Genomic DNA, 16972 nt, shown 5'->3' with positions numbered 1-16972 from the left:
CCACCTGTTTTGAGGGTGGGATTTGGGTTGTGGGAGTTTAGTACACAGGGGGGATGGGGTTAGGGTTTAGACGGTCTGGGGAATTTGGAGGCGGCAGGGAAGTATTGGACGGGTTCGTCTTTGAGGGCTTCGCCCATGAAGTCTCGCCAGATGGGGGCGGCGTAACCTCCTCCGGTAACTCCTGCCCCCAAGGGGCGATAGTTGTCGTTGCCTATCCAGACGGCGACGGAGAGTTGGGGGACGTAGCCGACAAACCAAACGTCCCGTTCGGAGGTGGTTGTTCCGGTTTTTCCGGCTGCGGGGCGGCCAATTTGGGCTTTGGTGGCGGTCCCTTCGTTGATGACTCCTTTGAGGACGGCGGTTAGGGAGGCGGTGGCCCAGGGGTCTAGGACTTGTCGGGGTTTGGGGGTGTTGTCGAGGATGACGTTGCCGCTACTGTCGGTGGCCCGGACGATGATGGTGGGGTCGGAATGCCAACCGTTGCTGGCAAAGGTGGCATAGGCCCCGGCGAGTTCTAGGGGGGTGATGCCGATGGCCCCTAGGGGGAGGGAGATTACGGGGTCTAGGGGGCTTTTGATGCCGAGGGTGCGACAGACTTCGATAACGTTGTCGAGGCCGACGGACTGTCCGAGTTTGACGGCGGGGACGTTGCGGGATTGAATGAGGGCGGCCCGGATACTCATGGGCCCGGCGAAGCTGCCGCCGTAGTTTTGGGGCTCGTAGTAGGCGGACCCGTCTCGATAGCGAACGGGGGTGTCTTCTACGGTGCTGCCGGGGGTGTATTCTCCACTGGCGAAGGCGGTGTAATAGACGAAGGGTTTAAAGGCTGAACCGGGTTGTCGGAGGGATTGGATGGCGCGGTTAAATTGGCTTTCTTTGTAGTTTACGCCGCCGACGAGGGCTTTAACGAAGTGGGTACGGGGGTCCACGGCGACGAGGGCTACTTGGTCGGCGTAGAGGCCGCGCGATCGCAATTTTTGATGCGCGTCCGCCACGTTTTCTTCGGCCATCTTCTGGAAGTCATAGTCCACGGTGGTTTGCACCCGCATTCCTCCTTTCAGCAGGGCATCTTCCCCAAACCGTCGTTGTAATTCACCCACTACTGCTTCGGTAATATAGGGCAGTTCACTACTTTTCCAAGCGGTGGGTTGTCCCAAGAGAAGGGGGGTAGTTTTGGCTTCTTCGGCTTCCTGGGCGGTGATCCAGCCCACTTCTTCCATCCGTTGCAGAACGAGGGACTGTCGCCGTTTGGTTTCTTTATAGTTAATGAAGGGACTGTAATCTTCGGGGGCTTGAATTAACCCGGCCATCATGGTGGCTTCTGCTAGGCTTAATTCACTGGCGGACTTATTAAAATAACTTTGGGCGGCGGTTTCTACCCCGTAACTGTTATGCCCCCAATAGATGGTATTGAGGTACATTTCTAGAATCTGGTCTTTGGTGAAAATTTGCTCAACGCGAATGGCCAGAACCGCTTCAGCCAGTTTCCGACTCACTGTTCGTTCCCTAGATAAAAAGAGGTTTTTCACCAACTGCATGGTAATGGTTGACCCCCCTTCAACCACATTTCCGGATTGGATGTTGACCATTAAAGCCCGACCAACACTATTGGGGTTAATGCCTTCGTGTAGGTAAAAATGACTATCTTCAATGGCTAACACCGCCCGTTTTAACTCCGGCGAAATTTCATCGAGTTTGATCACCTCTCGATTGTGTTCCCCGTGCAAACTGTCGAGGAGTTTTCCTTCAATATCGTAGATGTAGCTGGTTTCAGTGGGGACATAGTTCCGTAAAACCCGCACATCCGGGAGGTTACGGAAACTAATTGCCAGTCCAACTAACCCCCCGGCCACCACGGAACTGGTTAACATGGTCACGCCGAGGATCGTGCCACCTGCATATTTTGCCGTTCCTAGCATAAACTGAAGCAGGGGGCGTTGAGCCTGTTCTGGCTCACCTTTTTTTTGTCGAACGGTGCTTGTAGTCGCCACGGTTATTACACTTCCTCACTCAAAAAAATACATCCCTCAAAGGAAAGCTGGCAGTTTTGGCCGGACTCCAGAATCACTCTCCATACTTTACATGATTCTCAATACTTTACATGATTCTCAATACTTTACATGATTGAGGGCAGGGGGGCAGCGCAAAAGTCGTTCCTTACGGAAACAATATATAATACTTAGCGCAGATGCCATTGCCGTCACGGTTATCTGACGATTTTAACGTGAAATTTTTAATTTAGAGGATTCATAGGCGCGATCGCAAAATGTCTAATGCTCAATTGACCGAAAATCTAGCGGGGTTGTTTCGGGGAATCAGCGAAATTTTCCCCAATGATCTCGATTCTAACGAACCTGAAGAAAATTTTAGCCAATTCCTCACGCAATTGGATCGCCCCCTGAGAGTCAAGTTAGGCATTGATCCCACAGGGACTGATCTCCATCTTGGCCACAGTATTCCCTTTCGGAAATTGCGGGCGTTTCAAGATGCCGGACACACTGCCGTTTTAATTATTGGAGATTTTACCGCCCAAATTGGCGACCCCACCGGAAAATCTGAAGTCCGTCGTCAATTAACCCCAGAACAGGTGAAAGAGAATGCCAAAACCTACTTAGATCAACTCCGTCCGGTGTTAGACTTTGACACCCCAGGCCGCTTAGAAATTCGCTACAACTCCGAATGGTTAAACCATTTAGATTTAAAGGAAATTTTGCATCTGCTTTCCACCATGACAGTTGGGCAAATGTTGGCCAAAGAGGGGTTTTCAGAACGCTTTGAAAAAGAAAATCCCATTTATCTCCATGAGTTTCTCTACCCCCTCATGCAGGGGTATGACTCGGTGGCCGTGGAGGCCGATGTGGAGTTAGGAGGAACAGACCAAAAATTTAATTTACTGGTGGGACGAGACTTACAGCGTTATTTCGGCAAAAAACGCCAATTTTGCTTACTCTTACCCTTACTTTTAGGGTTTGATGGAGTGCATAAAATGTCCAAGTCCTTGAATAATTATGTGGGGTTAACCGAGGACGCACTAACCATGTATTCCAAGTTAGAGAAAACCCCCGACGCACTCTTACATCAGTATTGTGAACTGTTAACCAACTTACCCCTTGACCAACTCCCAGAAAACCCCAGAGAACAACAGAAATTACTCGCCCGAACCGTGGCTTCTCACTATCATGGGGAGGAGGCCGCGAAAGAAGCCCAAAAAGCCGCTCAAGCCTTAGTCCAGGGGCAACAAATTAAGACTGAGGCCGTCCCGGAATATTCTTTGGCGGACATTGAGTTTCCGGTGAAGTTATTTTATCTCCTCAATGTGAGTGGCCTGTGTAAGAGTAGTGGTGAAGGCCGTCGTCAGGTGAAAGGCGGGGCGGTTCGGTTAGAAGGGGAGAAAATGACCGATGAGAATTTAGAGTTTCAGGGGGCGGAGGAATTGCTTGATAAGGTGTTACAAGTGGGCAAGAAGAAATTTGTCCGTTTGGTGGCTTAGGGGGGTTGAGAGTTGAGAGTTGGGGAATTGAACCACAAAGACACAAAGGACACAAAGGGGAGTTGGGAGTTGGGAGTTGGGAGTTGGGGAAGATAGGGGAGATGGAGGAGAACCCATTACCCATTACCCATTACCCATTACCCATTACCAAATTCAACCTAACCTATTGCAATACAGCCGAATTATGACTTACCCTTCCCCAACTGACTCCATTATTGTCCCCCTCGATGTCCCCACCCCATTACAAGCGTTGGCCTTGTTAGACCAACTGCCCCAAGTGAATTTCTGGAAAGTGGGCTTAGAACTGTTTATTAGTTCTGGGGGGGAAATTCTCAAAATTCTCCAAGAACGGGAAAAACGGATTTTTCTTGATCTGAAGTTACACGATATTCCCAACACTATGGCCGGGGCAACGGGGGCGGCTAAACTGTATGAGGTGGACTTTTTAACGGTTCATGCGAGTGCTGGCCAAGGGGCGTTAAAAGCGGCGGTGGAGGCGGTTGGCCCGTCTTCTCAACTGCAATTATTGGCGGTGACGTTATTGACGAGTATTAGTAACCGACAATTGGCTTTTGAGTTGCGTGTGCCGTTGGAGTTGCCGGAATATGTGTTACAGATGGCGGTATTAGCGAAAGATGCGGGAGTCCCTGGGGCGGTTTGTTCCCCCCAAGAGGCCAGTGAGTTACGGCGGGTTTGTGGGGAGGATTTTCTGTTAGTTTGTCCAGGGGTGCGTCCTAGTTGGGCCCAGGCGAAAGATCAACGTCGGGTGATGACTCCGAGGGAGGCATTGGAGGCAGGGGCGAATTATTTGGTGATTGGCCGGCCTATTACGCAAGCGGAAAATCCGGTTGAGGCGTGGGAACGAGTGGTGGCGGAGGTTCAGTAGGAAGTTTTGGGAGATGGGGGAGATAGGGGAGATAGGGGAGATAGGGGAGATAGGGGAAGCAATGCTCAATTTTAAATTACCAATTACCCATTACCTATTACCCAAATTACAGATAATTTTCTGGATTTTGGCGGTGATGTTGGGGTTTGGGGGGGATGTGGCTTGGGCGCAGTCTTCGAGGGGGTGTCCGAGGGAGTTTCAGCCGTTGGTTGAGGCGTTGTTGGTGGATTTGCCGGGTTATGCGAATCGGGTGGCGTTGCGGTCTCGGCGACTGGAGGAGGATGCTTATACTTATGTGATGATGGCGGGTAAGGCGAATTTTGAACCCATTGATAGGGGGGTTAGAGGCGAGACAACACCGACGGAGGATAATTCACCCCAACAGGTCTTTTTTACGACGTTAGAGCAGCGTTTAACGGCAACTGAGGCGATTTCTCGGCAGCATTACCATTGGTTATTTTTGGTGAAGTCTGAAGGGGGTTGGCGATTGGTGACGCTTTATACTCGCTATGGGAATGGGGAAGATCGAGGTGTTCCTTCTCCTCCGGAGGAAAGTGGTCAGGGGGTGATTGGCCAGGCTATTCGTTTGTGGTTGCGGGATTGTCGTTTTGGATAATTGGGAATTGGGAATTGGGAATTGGGGCGAAGAAACCGGGTTTCTGTTTCACATGGTAGAAAGTTATTATCAGTTTGGATAGAAACCCGGTTTCTGATCTACGTTAACTTGTTACCGACAAAGAACAAAGAACAAACAACAAACAAAAAAGAACAAACTTATTCTTCCTCGGTTTTAGTCTCTGCTTGGGTTTCCTCTGGTTGAGGGGGTTGGGTTTCGGCTTTTTCTTGTTCGGCGGCTTTTTGTTGGGCGGCTTCTAGGCGTTCTTCGGCGTTGGCCATGACGACCTCGAATTTTTCGAGGATTTCGCCGGGATAGCTTTCTAGGGGTTTGGTGGCGAAGGAGAGACGGTTTTTATATTCATCTACGTCGGCGATGACGACTTTGATGGGTTGGCCGATTTGGACGACGGTGTTGGGGGCTTGGACGGGGAGTTCGCTGATCTGTTTGACGTGGAGGAGTCCGGTGACTCCGCCGATGTCCACGAATGCGCCGTAGGGTTGTAAGCTGACGACGCGGCCTTCGACTAGGGTTCCGGGTTCGATGTCTTGGATGGCTTGCGATCGCGCGGCTTCTCGTTGGGATAATACCAGTTTACGACGGTCTGGGTCTACTTCTAAACAAGTCACCAGTAAGAGTTGACCGACGAGACTGTCGAGGTTTTCTTTCTGGGTAAGATGCGATCGCGGAATAAAGGCCCGTAACCCTTTCACTTGGCCAATGACTCCCCCGCGGTTCACTCCCGTGACGCGCATTTCCACCACTTGGCCGTCCGACTTCATTTCGGCCATTTCATCCCAGGCTTTTTTAATCGCCAGTTGGCGACGAGAGAGTAAAATTTGCCCTTCGCTATCCACTTTCCTCAGAACCAAAAACTCGCATTCTTCGTTCAGGGGTAAAACTTCGTCTAATGTTCCTCTCTTACTCAAGGCTGCTTCATCAATGGGAACAAACCCAGAAGCCTTAGTTTGTCCACTGAGATCAATTAACGCCCCATTAGCAGTGTGTTCATAGACTTTCCCGCGAACAACTTGCCCCCGACGGAGTTGGTCGTCGTACTCTCCCTGTTCAAGGGCGTTCATAAAATCATCCATGGAGAAAGAGATGTTGGAGTTAGAAGAATGGGAGGATTCTGAGGTCATAATGCTTGATGATCAATACGTTTGGGGTTTTCGATGTGGGTCTTGTGTGATGGACGGTTCACGTTGACAACGCACCCCCCGAAACACCGAAAACCCCCCCTTTTAGGGTAACTTTTTTTAAGGGGAATTAGAGGTGCGAGCTAAATAACTGTAACACTTTCTCCCACGCATCTTGAGCCGCGTCTTGTCGATAGGCTTCTCGATGGTCACAGAAAAAGCCATGGCCTGCGCCATCATACCGGAAAATTTGGTGGGAAATGTTCTGTTTTTGCAGTTCGGCTTCAATTTGATCGGTTTGTTCGAGGGGGATGAGGGAGTCTTCTTTGCCGAAGAAACAGTAAATTGTGCCGTTGATGTCTTTGGTCCGGGTGAGGGTGGGTTCGCCACCTCCTGGGGTTAAGGTGGCAATTCCTGCGCCGTAAAAGGAGGCGGTGGCTTTGATTTCGGGGAGGGTGGCGGCTAAATAGACGACGTGGCCGCCGAAGCAAAAACCGATGGTCCCAAAGCCGTCTTTTTTGACGTTAGGGAGGGTTTTGAGGTAGTTAATGGTGCTTTGGATGTCGCTGAGGAGTTGGTCGGCGGTGGTTTGGTTTTTGTGTTCTCTGCCCAGTTTAAAGCCTTCCTCGTCGTAGCCGACTTGGAAGCCGGGGGCGGTGCGTTGATAAATGGCGGGTGCGATCGCAGTATAACCTTGTTGGGCGATGCGTTCGGTAACTTCTTTGATATGGTCGTTTACGCCGAAGATTTCTTGAATAACAATAACGGCAGGGTGGGTGTCGTTGCTTCGGGGTTGGGCCAGATAGGCTTCAATTTGTAGATCACCGTTGCGGACTTGGACGGTTTGAGTGTCGAGGGCTAAAGTTGTCATAGTTTGTAATGTTTCCCAAATCTTCCACTGATCAGCCTACACTAGACTTAACAAGATTTTGAGTGACTCCCGGTAGATTCCTCGCTTTATCCATTGCTGGAATTGATTTATTTCTCCTATGGCTAATAAGGTAACGTTTCATATTCAAACCGATAGCGATATTCCTGCCTCGAAGCAGTTATTCGACCAAATTCAATTTGCGATCGCATCCCGGCAATATCCTCCTGGCCACCGTTTACCCAGTACCCGACAGTTGGCCCAGTTTACTGGGTTACATCGCAATACTGTGAGTAAGGTCTATCGACAGTTAGAGGATACGGGGTTAGTAGAGTCTCAGGCCGGTTCAGGCATTTATGTGAAAGCCCAAGGCCATGAGGGGGGAACGCGGTTAAGTTCGCCCATTTTAGACCAATATCCCGAAGCCTATAAGTTAGTACAGAAAAGCCTAGATGAGTTATTGGGCCAAGGGTGTACTCTCTCGGAAGCGCGGGAGTTATTTTTATCAGAAATTGATTGGCGGTTGCGCTGTAGTGCGCGGGTTTTAGTGACTGTCCCGGCACGAGATTTGGGGGCCGGGGAATTGATGGTACAGGAGTTAGAAGGAGCGTTAAAAATTCCGGTGCAGTTAGTCCCGTTGGAGGAATTATCCCAAGTTTTAGAACAAACTCATTCGGGAACAGTTGTCACCAGTCGTTATTTTATCGGCATTGCGGAAGAAATTGCCGCTCCTAAGTCGGTGCGGGTGATTCCGGTAGATATTAATGATTATGCCCAAGAAATTGAGATTATTCAGAAAATCCCTAAAAATAATTGTTTAGGGTTAGTGAGTTTAAGCCCCGGTATCCTAGGCATTGCTGAGATTTTAGTGCATAGTTTACGAGGGGATGAGTTATTAGTGGTTGCGGCACAATTAAAGGATACGTTTAAGTTAAATGCCTTGGTACGAAGCGCACAAACGATTATCTGCGATCGGGCGAGTTATGATACAGTCAAAGAGGCGATTCTTGAAGCTAGAGATGATTTAATTCGTCACCCGCAGTTAATTTGTAGTGAAAATTATATTGGGGATAAATCAATTAATTTATTGAAGCGAGAATTAGGATTGGGTTAAGAGGCGTTTTTTTACTCAATAACTCTTTTCTCTCTAAAATCGCGTTAATCAACCAATAAATCCACCATTTAATACCAAGACTATTTCAATAAATTTTCCTTTTTTATTTTAATTGAGGTAAGCATTCAGCTATCAGCCGTCAGCCATCAGCCTAAAACTAACGCTCAGAAGGAGGACTTGATCTTGAGAGACTTGTTTCGAGTCGATCAACCCGTTTTTAACGGGTTTAAGCTATTAGTCTTGGGTTTTAACCCAAGGTGTATTGGAAATGACTTACTAATTGAAACGTGATGAATGAGATAAAATCATGACTTCTACAACTCCAACAACAAGCATTACGTTTGAAGACTTTATCTCTCACTATGGAGATAATGAGCAATACGAATTAATTGATGGAGAATTAATCGACATAGAACCTACCGGAGTCCATGAACAAGTGGGTGCTTTTATTAGTCGGAAACTCAATGTCCAAATTGATCGTTTAAATGTCCCTTATTTTATTCCCCATCGCTGTTTAATTCGTCCCCTAGGAACAGTCAGTGCATTTAGACCCGATGTTATCGTCTTAGATGAAGAACAACTCCGTCAAGAACCCCTTTGGACGAGAGAACCTATTATCACGAGAGGAGAAACTGTAAAATTAGTAGTCGAAGTCGTCAGTACCAACTGGCAAAATGATTATGCTCGCAAATATGAAGACTATGAAACCTTAGCCATTCCTGAATATTGGATTATTGACTATTTGGGAATTGGTGGAAAATATTATATTGGTTCTCCCAAACAACCCACTATTACGCTATGTCAATTAATCGATGGAGCGTACCAAAAAACAATCCTTCGGGGTGGAGAGCAAATTCAATCTCCCCTCTTTCCTGAGCTTCATTTGAATACCAATCAATTATTTGCATTTAATATTTAACTTTTTGTCTTGACGAAGATTTAAGCAACTACTAAACGATTTACTGTATCTTCTGACACTTGCGACTGATAATTCTTACAAGCAATTTTTGAATTAATAGAAATTGTTAATTGAGCGACTTCTAATAATTCACGATTGACTGGATAATCTTGATCAGCATACCAATTTAAAACGTCCGCTAAATGCCAAATGACTTGATATCCCTGATAAGCTGGATTTGGAAAGGTAGTTTTTTTAACAAGTTTTTGAATATTTTGACGAGAGCATTGAAAAATATTAGCTAACTCTTTAACTCCCACTAAATCAGGGGAAATATGAACTAATTCAGCATCAGGTAAGACAGATTTTACATTGTTAATAGCACTTTGAATTGCATCGAGTCCTGAATCTGCTTCCCGAATAAAATCTAGAGCAATATATCCCGTTTTACCCACTCCAATTAAAGCATCATCACACCCTGCTTCATATAATTGATCACAATATTCTTCAGGATTGAGATGAGGCGAGTTTAATTTAAAAATTAAAGCAAAATCATACTCTTTCATGTTAATTGTCTCCTAAATCTTGCGTATTTTCTGAATTAGGATAAATACAGTTATCTACAACTCGTCGAATTTGTTTAGCATGATTGGAGGGATTTTTTGGGGTACTCCAAATACTGGTTATGCAAAAATCACCGCATCTGCAATCCGAACTGGGATTAGGACAATAAATTCTTCCCCATGGATGAGAACGAGAATTGGCTTTTTTTACTCTCCATCCTCGCTCAACAGCATACTTTATGGCCGCACGAATTTCTTTATTCGGGTGTTCGTCTGACATTTTTATTATAATAGTCTTTGTCGTTGGTTGTCAATTAACAACTAACTATCAATTCTCTTCATCTGTCAAGGAGAAGGGGGTTGAAGAATGACTCGCAGATTGCAAAACCCCACTTTCCTTGGGAAAACGGGGTTTTGTCGGGTTTGTCGTTTTTGTTTAATTGGTTGGCGTATCGCAATCAATACGCGCACAATGCACCCATAATCAAGCGTGAGTTATCACACTTGGTGCGCCACACAGGGTTAACGCACCCTACCATCTTAACGCTGTTTGCATTATTGTCACTTAGAAATTGGCTTCGGGTTGGCTGGGAGTGACATCACGGGAGAGGGAAGACGCAACAACCGCCGTAAATCCCCCAAAAAAGATAAAGCCAATAATCGCGGCTGCTGTTGTGATACGTTTTAAATTAAGTTTACTTAAATTGAGTTGACGAATCGAGAGGGGACGAAGTTCTAACGGTCCCACCACTTCCTCGTAAGTGACTGCCATTTCAGTATAGCCGAGCGTTTCCATACTAATTCTCCTTATTTGTGGAAAGAGCTTGTTTGTGGAAAGAGCTTGTTTGTGGAAAGAGTTGGACGAGATGCACAACAAGGTCTAACCTCCTGCCGCCTTCATCATACCACTGGATTTAGGATTGATTCACGTCGAATAGACCGGGAGGAGGATCAATTTCGATGCGGCCTTGGGACAGATCGACGACAGGAACGATCGCAGCCACAAAAGGAATCAACACTGTATTTTTTTTAGCACGCTTTCGGGTCTTTTTCTGATTCTTCAGGTCAATAGAGGGAGTTTCCGGAGGGGTGGGGTGAAGTTGGACTTCGAGGAGGTCATTCCCTGCACTAAAAATCTCGGTGACATGGCCAACGGACTCCCCGGTGTGTTGGTTGAACACCTCTAGGTTTAAAAGATCGCTACTGTGGTATTCATTATCGGCTAAAGAGGGGCGTTCATGACGATTCACCAATAATTTAGCATTGCGTAGCGTGTCGGCTTGATCACGGTCTGTAATGCCGGCCAGTTGAATAACGTAGAGTTTCTTCCCCGGTATCCAACGACCTTTGATCAATTCCACTTCTTGCAATTGGGAGGTGTTGGGGAGTTGTAACCACCGTGGGCCGGGAGTGGTAAACCGTTCGGGAAAGTCGCTGTCGGGATAGACTCGCAATTCTCCTTTTAATCCTTGTGCGGAGACAATTTTACCAATTACGAGTTTGTCTTGGGTTGTGGGTTGTAGATCATTGGTGGTCATCGGAGTCTGACGGTTGTTCGGTTGTGCGGAGTTGTTGGAGGAAGAAGTCTTCTAAAGAGAGTCTCGCTTGGGTGAGACTTGTTAGTTTAGCATCCATTGATTGTAATGCGTCTAGGAAGTCTTGGGGTTTGGCGGTAAGTTGGCCGTGCCATCCTTGGGGGGAAAATTCGAGGGGATGTAACCACCGTTGTAGCATTTCTGGACTGCCTCCTATTCCTGTTGCTTGGTAATGATCTGCTGTTCCCACTAATTCTGCGATTGTTCCCTGACAGAGGAGTTGGCCTTTGGCTAAAATGGCGATGCGATCGCAAATTTCCTCCACATCCGCCAAAATATGAGAATTGAAAAAAATCGTCTTCCCTTCCCGCTTCAAAGTTTGAATAATTTCCCGAATGCGATAACGGCCCGTGGGATCAAGGCCAGACATGGGTTCATCCAGAAACACCACCGCCGGATTATTAATCAAGGCTTGAGCAATCCCCACCCGTTGCAGCATTCCTTTAGAATACTTGCGGAGAGGTTGTTGAGTCGCCGTTTCTTGAGCTAATTCTACCCAGTCCAACAGTTGCGGGATACGTTTTTGTTGTTCCCCTTTAGAAATACCGAACAAACTGGCCGTAAACCCTAGAAACTCCCAAGCCGTGAGATAATCGTAAAAATAGGGATTTTCAGGGAGATAGCCAATATTGTGTTTCACACTTTGATCTCCCAGAGGTTTTCCGAGTAACGTAGCTCGGCCACGACTCCGCCGTACAATCCCCAGTAAAATCTTGAGTAAAGTGGTTTTCCCGGCCCCATTGGGCCCCAACAACCCAAATGTCTCCCCCTGATGGACCGTCAACGTCACCGACTGGAGAGACTCCACCTTCTGATTTAACCAAAACCCACTGCGATACACCTTCCCTAACTCCCAAGTTTGTACAATGGGAATCGGTTGTACGGGGGTTGAAGTGGTTTGTGTTGCTGTCGCTTCCGTCATAACGTACCCTGTATCCTCATCCTGTATTTTGCCCGGTTTCCCTCCCCAATCCAACATTTTACAACCTGTCGTTTGACATTCTCTCTGCCTGTCCTTGAAGATTTAAATATTGCTTGCTGGTTAAATTCTTAATTTGAGAGGAGATATGTTAAAGCGACTCGCACTGGTATTTGTGTGTATTCTAACGGTGACAACACTGTTATTCAGTTCTCCCGCGAAAGCTGAAGGGGATATTAGCCGAGGGAAACAGATTTTTGCGGCCAACTGCGCTCAATGCCACATGGGAGGCAAAAATGTGGTGATCCCCACTAAAACCCTGAGTAAAGCAGACTTAGAAAAATATAATATGGATTCCCTAGAGGCCATCACCACCCAAGTGAAAAACGGAAAAAGTGCCATGCCTGCCTTCTTAGGGAAACTCGATGAGCAGGATATCGAAGATGTGGCCACTTATGTTTTAGCACAAGCTGAAAAAGGCTGGTGAACCCTAACATAAAAACCTATTTTTGTCCAGTTTGAACCTCATTTTCTCCCAGGTTGGGAGATTTTTTTTTGCTTATCTTAACTACATTTTTCGTCTAAGTGGTCAGCAACGGCCTGATATAACTCTAGGATATGATGGTCGGCTAAATGATAGAACACTTTACGGCCTCGTTTTTGGTAGCCCACTAGACGCATAACTCGCAGATTCCGCAGTTGGTGGGAAACCGCAGACTCACTCATCCCTAAACTCTCGGCTAAGTCAGACACACAAAGTTCTTTTTGGGCCAGTAGGGATAAAATTCGCAAGCGGTTGGGATCACCCAAGAAGCTGAAAAATTCCCCCATTCGTTGCGCTTTGTCTAGGGGGAGGAGTTGTTCAATGTCTTGGGTGTATTTTGCCAGTTGCAGAGGATGCGTCACTTCACCTGGAGGAGTATTGGAAGATGAGATCGGAGTGGACATAAATCAATTTTAAACTCACTATCCCTGTTAACCAGGGCTTTTCTCTATTTTAGGGGACACTTAACAAAATTTTTACAATATCTGAACACAAATTCAGTTAAATGCGTTACTCTAGTAGATAGCTGAACAGATGTTCAGGCTTATTGAAGTCAGTTAATCAAAGGAGACTCTTATGACTGTTGCAGTTGATCAAATGAAATGTGCTTGTGAGTCCTGCGTTTGCATTGTTAAACCCGAAACCGCGATTCAGAAAAACGGCAAATACTACTGTAGTGAGACTTGTGCTAATGGCCACCCTGATGGTTCAGGGTGTGGTCATACGGGGTGTGACTGTCACAGTTAGAGAAATTCATGATCAACCCCCAATTTGAACAAAAGGGAAGTCGATCTCTTATAATGGTGATCTGACTTCCCTTTTTAGTGAGATACGATGACTAGAGGAAAGATTTTAGCTATCATCACAGGAGCAATTTCTATATTGTTGGCTGTTTTTTATTTAGTTTTAGTACAAGTTTTGGATTTTCGGGGAGAAATGAAACCCGCACCTGTGGTGCAAATGCTTCCCGTTCATTCTACAACTATTGTCCAGTTTGTGATTAAGAAATAATGGGAAGTTACGCGATTATCGGCACAGGTGCAGTCGGCGGTTATTACGGTGCGTGTTTACAGCGTGCAGGGTTTCCGGTTCATTTTTTACTCAGAAGTGATTATGAACAAGTTAAACAGCAGGGATTAACCATTGAGTCGGTGTATGGAGATTTTACTTTACCCCAAGTTAAGGCATATAATGCCACCTCTCAAATGCCGCCTTGTGATGTGGTGTTAGTCACGCTTAAAACGACACAAAATTATCAATTATCTGAACTATTACCGCCTTTGCTTCATGAGAATAGCGTGATTATTTTATTGCAAAATGGCTTAGGGTTTGAAGCGGAATTGGCTCAGAGTTTTCCTAAGCATAAAATCTTAGGTGGATTGGCGTTTATTTGTGCAAATAAGGTAGGTGCAGGACAGATTCGCCATTTAGATTATCAGAAAATAAAGTTTGCAGAATACGCCTATCAGTACGCTGCTACGGGTGTTACAGAGACATTAAAGCAAGTTGGAGAGGATTTTAAAACCGCGCAGATAGAAATAGAATTGGGTGCGGATTTATTACTTACTCGTTGGGAAAAGTTGGTCTGGAATATCCCCTATAATGGGCTATCAGTGGTGTTAGATGCAAAAACTAATGAAATTATGGCTAATCCATGGAGTCGGCAATTAGTGGAAGCATTGATGGAGGAAGTGGTTTTAGGGGCGAAAAGTAGTGGCCGTTTGCTGGATGATTCGTTGATTCAAACGATGTTAGACCATACGGATAAAATGACTCCCTATTTTACCAGTATGAAGTTAGATTATAATGGGAAACGACCGTTAGAAGTGGAAGGTATTGTGGGCAACCCGTTACGGTTTGCTCATGGGTTGGGGGTGGAGTTACCGAGGATTGAAATGCTTTATCAACAGTTGAAATATTTAGACTATCACAATGCAGTAATCAGTCATTAGTAATCAGTCATTAGTTATATGAAATCCGCTTGATTTGTATTAATTCAATTTATTGTAAGCCCTAAAGGGCGTACTACGAACTTATAATGATTAACCGGATGTCATATTATATTATTAGTCATTAGTTATCAGTAAGCCGTAAATGGACGTTCCTCGCATACACCAAGATACCATTGCAGAAGTTAAAGACCGACTCGATATTACTGATATTGTGTCGGATCATGTGGTGTTGCGGAAACGGGGAAAGGACTTGGTGGGGTTATGTCCGTTTCATGATGAGAAAACCCCCAGTTTTACGGTAAGTCCGAGTAAGCAGATGTACTACTGCTTTGGGTGTGGTGCGGGGGGAAGCGGAATTAGTTTCTTGATGGAGATTGGGAAGCAGTCGTTTGGGGAGGTGATACTAGAGTTAGCGCATAAGTATCAAATTCCTGTTAAAACTTCTACTCCAGAGGAGCATCAGGAGTTTCAGCGTCAATTGTCGCTGCGGGAGCAGTTATACGAGATTTTAGCGGTGGCGGCGAGTTTTTATCAACATATGCTCCGTCAACCGGAGGGGGAAAAGGCATTACGGTATGTGCGGGAAACTCGTCGGTTGAGTGAGGAGACGATACAGCAGTTTGGGTTGGGATATGCTCCTGGGGGGTGGGAGACGTTGTACCGTTATTTGGTGGAGACGAAGCGGTATTCGGTGTTAATGGTGGAGAAAGCGGGGTTAGTGCGTCAACGGAAGAAGGGAGAGGGGGTTTATGATTATTTTCGGGATCGTTTGATGATTCCCATTTGTGACACTCAAGGCCGGGTGATTGGGTTTGGGAGTCGCACGTTGGGGGATGATGAGCCAAAATATTTAAATTCTCCGGAAACGGAGGTGTTTAGTAAGGGGAAGACGCTGTTTGGGTTAGATCGTGCTAAAACGGAGATTAGCAGACAGGATTGTGCGGTGGTGGTGGAGGGATATTTTGATGCGATCGCGCTTCATGCAGCAGGGATTTCTAATGCGGTGGCTGCACTGGGAACAGCGTTTAGTCAAGAGCAATTAAAGCAACTGTCTCGTTATACAGAATCCAAACAAGTTATTTTTAATTTTGATGCGGATAATGCAGGGATTAAAGCTACACAGCGAGCGATTGGGGAGGTGGAATCTTTAGTTTATTCGGGACAAGTCCAGTTACGAATTTTGAATTTGCCGGGGGGGAAAGATGCGGATGAGTTTTTACTGTCTAGTCCCGATGCGGTGGCGATTTATTATCAACATTTACAGGATGCTCCCCTGTGGATTGATTGGCAATTACAACAGTTAGTTAAGGATCAGGATTTAAGGAAAGCAGATAGTTTTCAGCGTGTTTCTCAAGAGATGATTAAGTTATTGAATCATATTGAGAATCCGCAACGACGGGACTTTTATGTAAAGAAATGTGCGGAGATTTTAAGCCAAGGGGATGGCAAATTAACGCCTGTTTATAGTAAAGATTTATTTGTTCAGCTTAAAAAACCGAAGCGCAAGGCAACCCATTTAAAACAACGTAAAGACCGTAATTTATTACAAAATGCGGAAGAATTATTGTTATTAATTTATCTCCATTGTCCTGAATATCGAGAGCATATTATTGAGGCATTGGAGGAGCGAGATTTACTGTTTGTTTTGCCCCATCATCGCTTTTTGTGGCAACAAGTGTTACAATTGGAACAGGCAGGAAAACGGGATTTAATTGCCGGGTTACAGGAGATTGATTGGCCGAATTCTGATCATGCTGAGAAGGTGCGACACCTGTTTTATTTAACTGAGAAGAAAGAGGAAGATATTGCGCGGCCTGTACAGTCTATTAAAGCTGCGATCGCAGCAATCGAAAGAGTTACCTACGAGAAACATTTAAGTTACTGCTTAGAAAAATGGAAAGTTCTCGATTCAGCAACAGAAAGCGAGAAACGAAAATATTATTTTCAAGAGTTCCAAAATGCCGCCCAAAAAATCCAATTATTGGATCAAGAACGGCAATTTACCTTAGTTGATATCATTGATTATTAATTATCTTTATGGAAGCATTCAGCGTTCAGGTGTTTCTGTAGGTTGGGTGAAGTGTAGCGTAACCCAACACCCTAGGTAGAAAATGTTAGGTGGAAAATGTTGGGTTTCATTTCATTACACCCAACCTACAGAGAAATATTGGGTTAGTTAGCTTGACAGGGGTAGGTGGGCAATGCCCACCCAGCCCTGTCAAGGTGGGTAACGAGATATGGCGGTTTGGAGTCGCCCTCACCCCCCAACCCCCTCTCCCAACCTTGGGAGAGGGGGAGAAAATGTCTCTCACAAGTGTCTGAAACAACGGTGTCTCGTTCTACAATTTCTCACCTTGACAGGGCTGGCATTGCCCACCCTACAATGAT

Annotated in this window: 18 protein-coding genes; 10 read left to right on the top strand and 8 right to left on the bottom strand. The window is 45.9% G+C overall.

Annotation, left to right across the window (positions count from 1 at the left end):
• Positions 1-59: 59 nt before the first annotated feature.
• Positions 60-1991 carry a transglycosylase domain-containing protein gene (locus tag PN462_RS04890; RefSeq protein WP_272126893.1) on the bottom strand — a complete coding sequence of 644 codons (1932 nt, stop codon included), beginning with the start codon at positions 1989-1991 and terminating at the stop codon, positions 60-62.
• 275 nt (positions 1992-2266) lie between these two features.
• Here PN462_RS04890 and tyrS point away from each other — a divergent pair, with 275 nt between their 5' ends.
• The 3 genes from tyrS to PN462_RS04875 all read left to right on the top strand — a co-directional run bounded on the left by tyrS (position 2267) and on the right by PN462_RS04875 (position 4992).
• Entirely contained in the window at positions 2267-3490 is a 1224-nt protein-coding gene (tyrS, locus tag PN462_RS04885; RefSeq protein ID WP_272126892.1) for a tyrosine--tRNA ligase, read from the top strand.
• A gap of 184 nt (positions 3491-3674) precedes the next feature.
• Positions 3675-4376, top strand: a complete 702-nt coding sequence (pyrF, locus tag PN462_RS04880) for an orotidine-5'-phosphate decarboxylase (protein ID WP_272126891.1) — start codon at positions 3675-3677, stop codon at positions 4374-4376.
• A gap of 61 nt (positions 4377-4437) precedes the next feature.
• Complete coding sequence (locus PN462_RS04875; protein ID WP_272126890.1) at positions 4438-4992, top strand: hypothetical protein; 555 nt, start codon at positions 4438-4440, stop codon at positions 4990-4992.
• A gap of 158 nt (positions 4993-5150) precedes the next feature.
• Here the strand turns inward: PN462_RS04875 and PN462_RS04870 are convergent, their stop codons facing one another.
• Both PN462_RS04870 and PN462_RS04865 read right to left on the bottom strand, forming a co-directional pair.
• On the bottom strand, positions 5151-6134 hold the full coding sequence (locus PN462_RS04870; protein ID WP_272126889.1) for a S1 RNA-binding domain-containing protein: 984 nt from the start codon (positions 6132-6134) through the stop codon (positions 5151-5153).
• Positions 6135-6261: 127 nt separating this feature from the next.
• Complete coding sequence (locus PN462_RS04865; protein WP_272126888.1) at positions 6262-7002, bottom strand: dienelactone hydrolase family protein; 741 nt, start codon at positions 7000-7002, stop codon at positions 6262-6264.
• Between the two features lie 118 nt (positions 7003-7120).
• Between PN462_RS04865 and PN462_RS04860 the strand changes: the two genes are divergently transcribed.
• The gene (locus tag PN462_RS04860; protein ID WP_272126887.1) at positions 7121-8113 is read left to right on the top strand and encodes a GntR family transcriptional regulator; all 993 of its coding nucleotides are present in this window, start codon (positions 7121-7123) and stop codon (positions 8111-8113) included.
• Positions 8114-8420: 307 nt separating this feature from the next.
• Entirely contained in the window at positions 8421-9032 is a 612-nt protein-coding gene (locus PN462_RS04855) for a Uma2 family endonuclease (RefSeq protein WP_272126886.1), read from the top strand.
• A 20-nt stretch (positions 9033-9052) separates the two neighbouring features.
• Here the strand turns inward: PN462_RS04855 and PN462_RS04850 are convergent, their stop codons facing one another.
• From PN462_RS04850 to PN462_RS04835, 4 genes are all read right to left on the bottom strand, one after another.
• Positions 9053-9577, bottom strand: coding sequence for a helix-turn-helix transcriptional regulator (locus PN462_RS04850; protein WP_272126885.1), 525 nt, complete (start codon positions 9575-9577; stop codon positions 9053-9055).
• A gap of 562 nt (positions 9578-10139) precedes the next feature.
• Positions 10140-10370: a hypothetical protein gene (locus PN462_RS04845; RefSeq protein WP_272126884.1), complete on the bottom strand. Its 231-nt coding sequence runs from the start codon at positions 10368-10370 to the stop codon at positions 10140-10142.
• A gap of 118 nt (positions 10371-10488) precedes the next feature.
• Positions 10489-11112: a ribosome maturation factor RimM gene (gene rimM, locus PN462_RS04840; protein ID WP_272126883.1), complete on the bottom strand. Its 624-nt coding sequence runs from the start codon at positions 11110-11112 to the stop codon at positions 10489-10491.
• A complete protein-coding gene (locus tag PN462_RS04835) occupies positions 11099-12091 on the bottom strand; it encodes an ABC transporter ATP-binding protein (RefSeq protein WP_443029064.1) in 993 nt (330 codons plus the stop codon). Before PN462_RS04835 ends, rimM begins: the two co-directional genes overlap by 14 nt.
• 145 nt (positions 12092-12236) lie before the next feature.
• Between PN462_RS04835 and petJ the strand changes: the two genes are divergently transcribed.
• Entirely contained in the window at positions 12237-12575 is a 339-nt protein-coding gene (gene petJ / locus PN462_RS04830) for a cytochrome c6 PetJ (RefSeq protein WP_272126881.1), read from the top strand.
• 77 nt (positions 12576-12652) lie between these two features.
• On the opposite strand, the gene PN462_RS04825 is transcribed toward petJ, so the two are convergent.
• Positions 12653-12919 (bottom strand): ArsR/SmtB family transcription factor, encoded by a 267-nt coding sequence (locus PN462_RS04825; protein WP_443029063.1) that lies wholly within the window; start codon positions 12917-12919, stop codon positions 12653-12655.
• A 289-nt stretch (positions 12920-13208) separates the two neighbouring features.
• On the opposite strand from PN462_RS04825, the gene PN462_RS04820 reads away from it, so the two are divergent.
• From PN462_RS04820 to dnaG, 4 genes are all read left to right on the top strand, one after another.
• Complete coding sequence (locus PN462_RS04820) at positions 13209-13379, top strand: metallothionein (RefSeq protein ID WP_272126879.1); 171 nt, start codon at positions 13209-13211, stop codon at positions 13377-13379.
• A gap of 87 nt (positions 13380-13466) precedes the next feature.
• Positions 13467-13643: a hypothetical protein gene (locus PN462_RS04815; RefSeq protein ID WP_272126878.1), complete on the top strand. Its 177-nt coding sequence runs from the start codon at positions 13467-13469 to the stop codon at positions 13641-13643.
• Complete coding sequence (locus PN462_RS04810) at positions 13643-14584, top strand: putative 2-dehydropantoate 2-reductase (protein WP_272126877.1); 942 nt, start codon at positions 13643-13645, stop codon at positions 14582-14584. Before PN462_RS04815 ends, PN462_RS04810 begins: the two co-directional genes overlap by 1 nt.
• A gap of 142 nt (positions 14585-14726) precedes the next feature.
• Positions 14727-16613, top strand: coding sequence for a DNA primase (gene dnaG, locus PN462_RS04805; RefSeq protein WP_272126876.1), 1887 nt, complete (start codon positions 14727-14729; stop codon positions 16611-16613).
• The last annotated feature ends 359 nt before the right edge of the window (positions 16614-16972 follow it).

This window comes from Spirulina sp. CS-785/01 (genome assembly GCF_028330525.1).
Lineage (GTDB): Bacteria > Cyanobacteriota > Cyanobacteriia > Cyanobacteriales > Spirulinaceae > JAQMSD01.
Note: the sequence above shows the minus strand (reverse complement) of the source record. Positions and strands in the feature narration are given on the sequence as shown.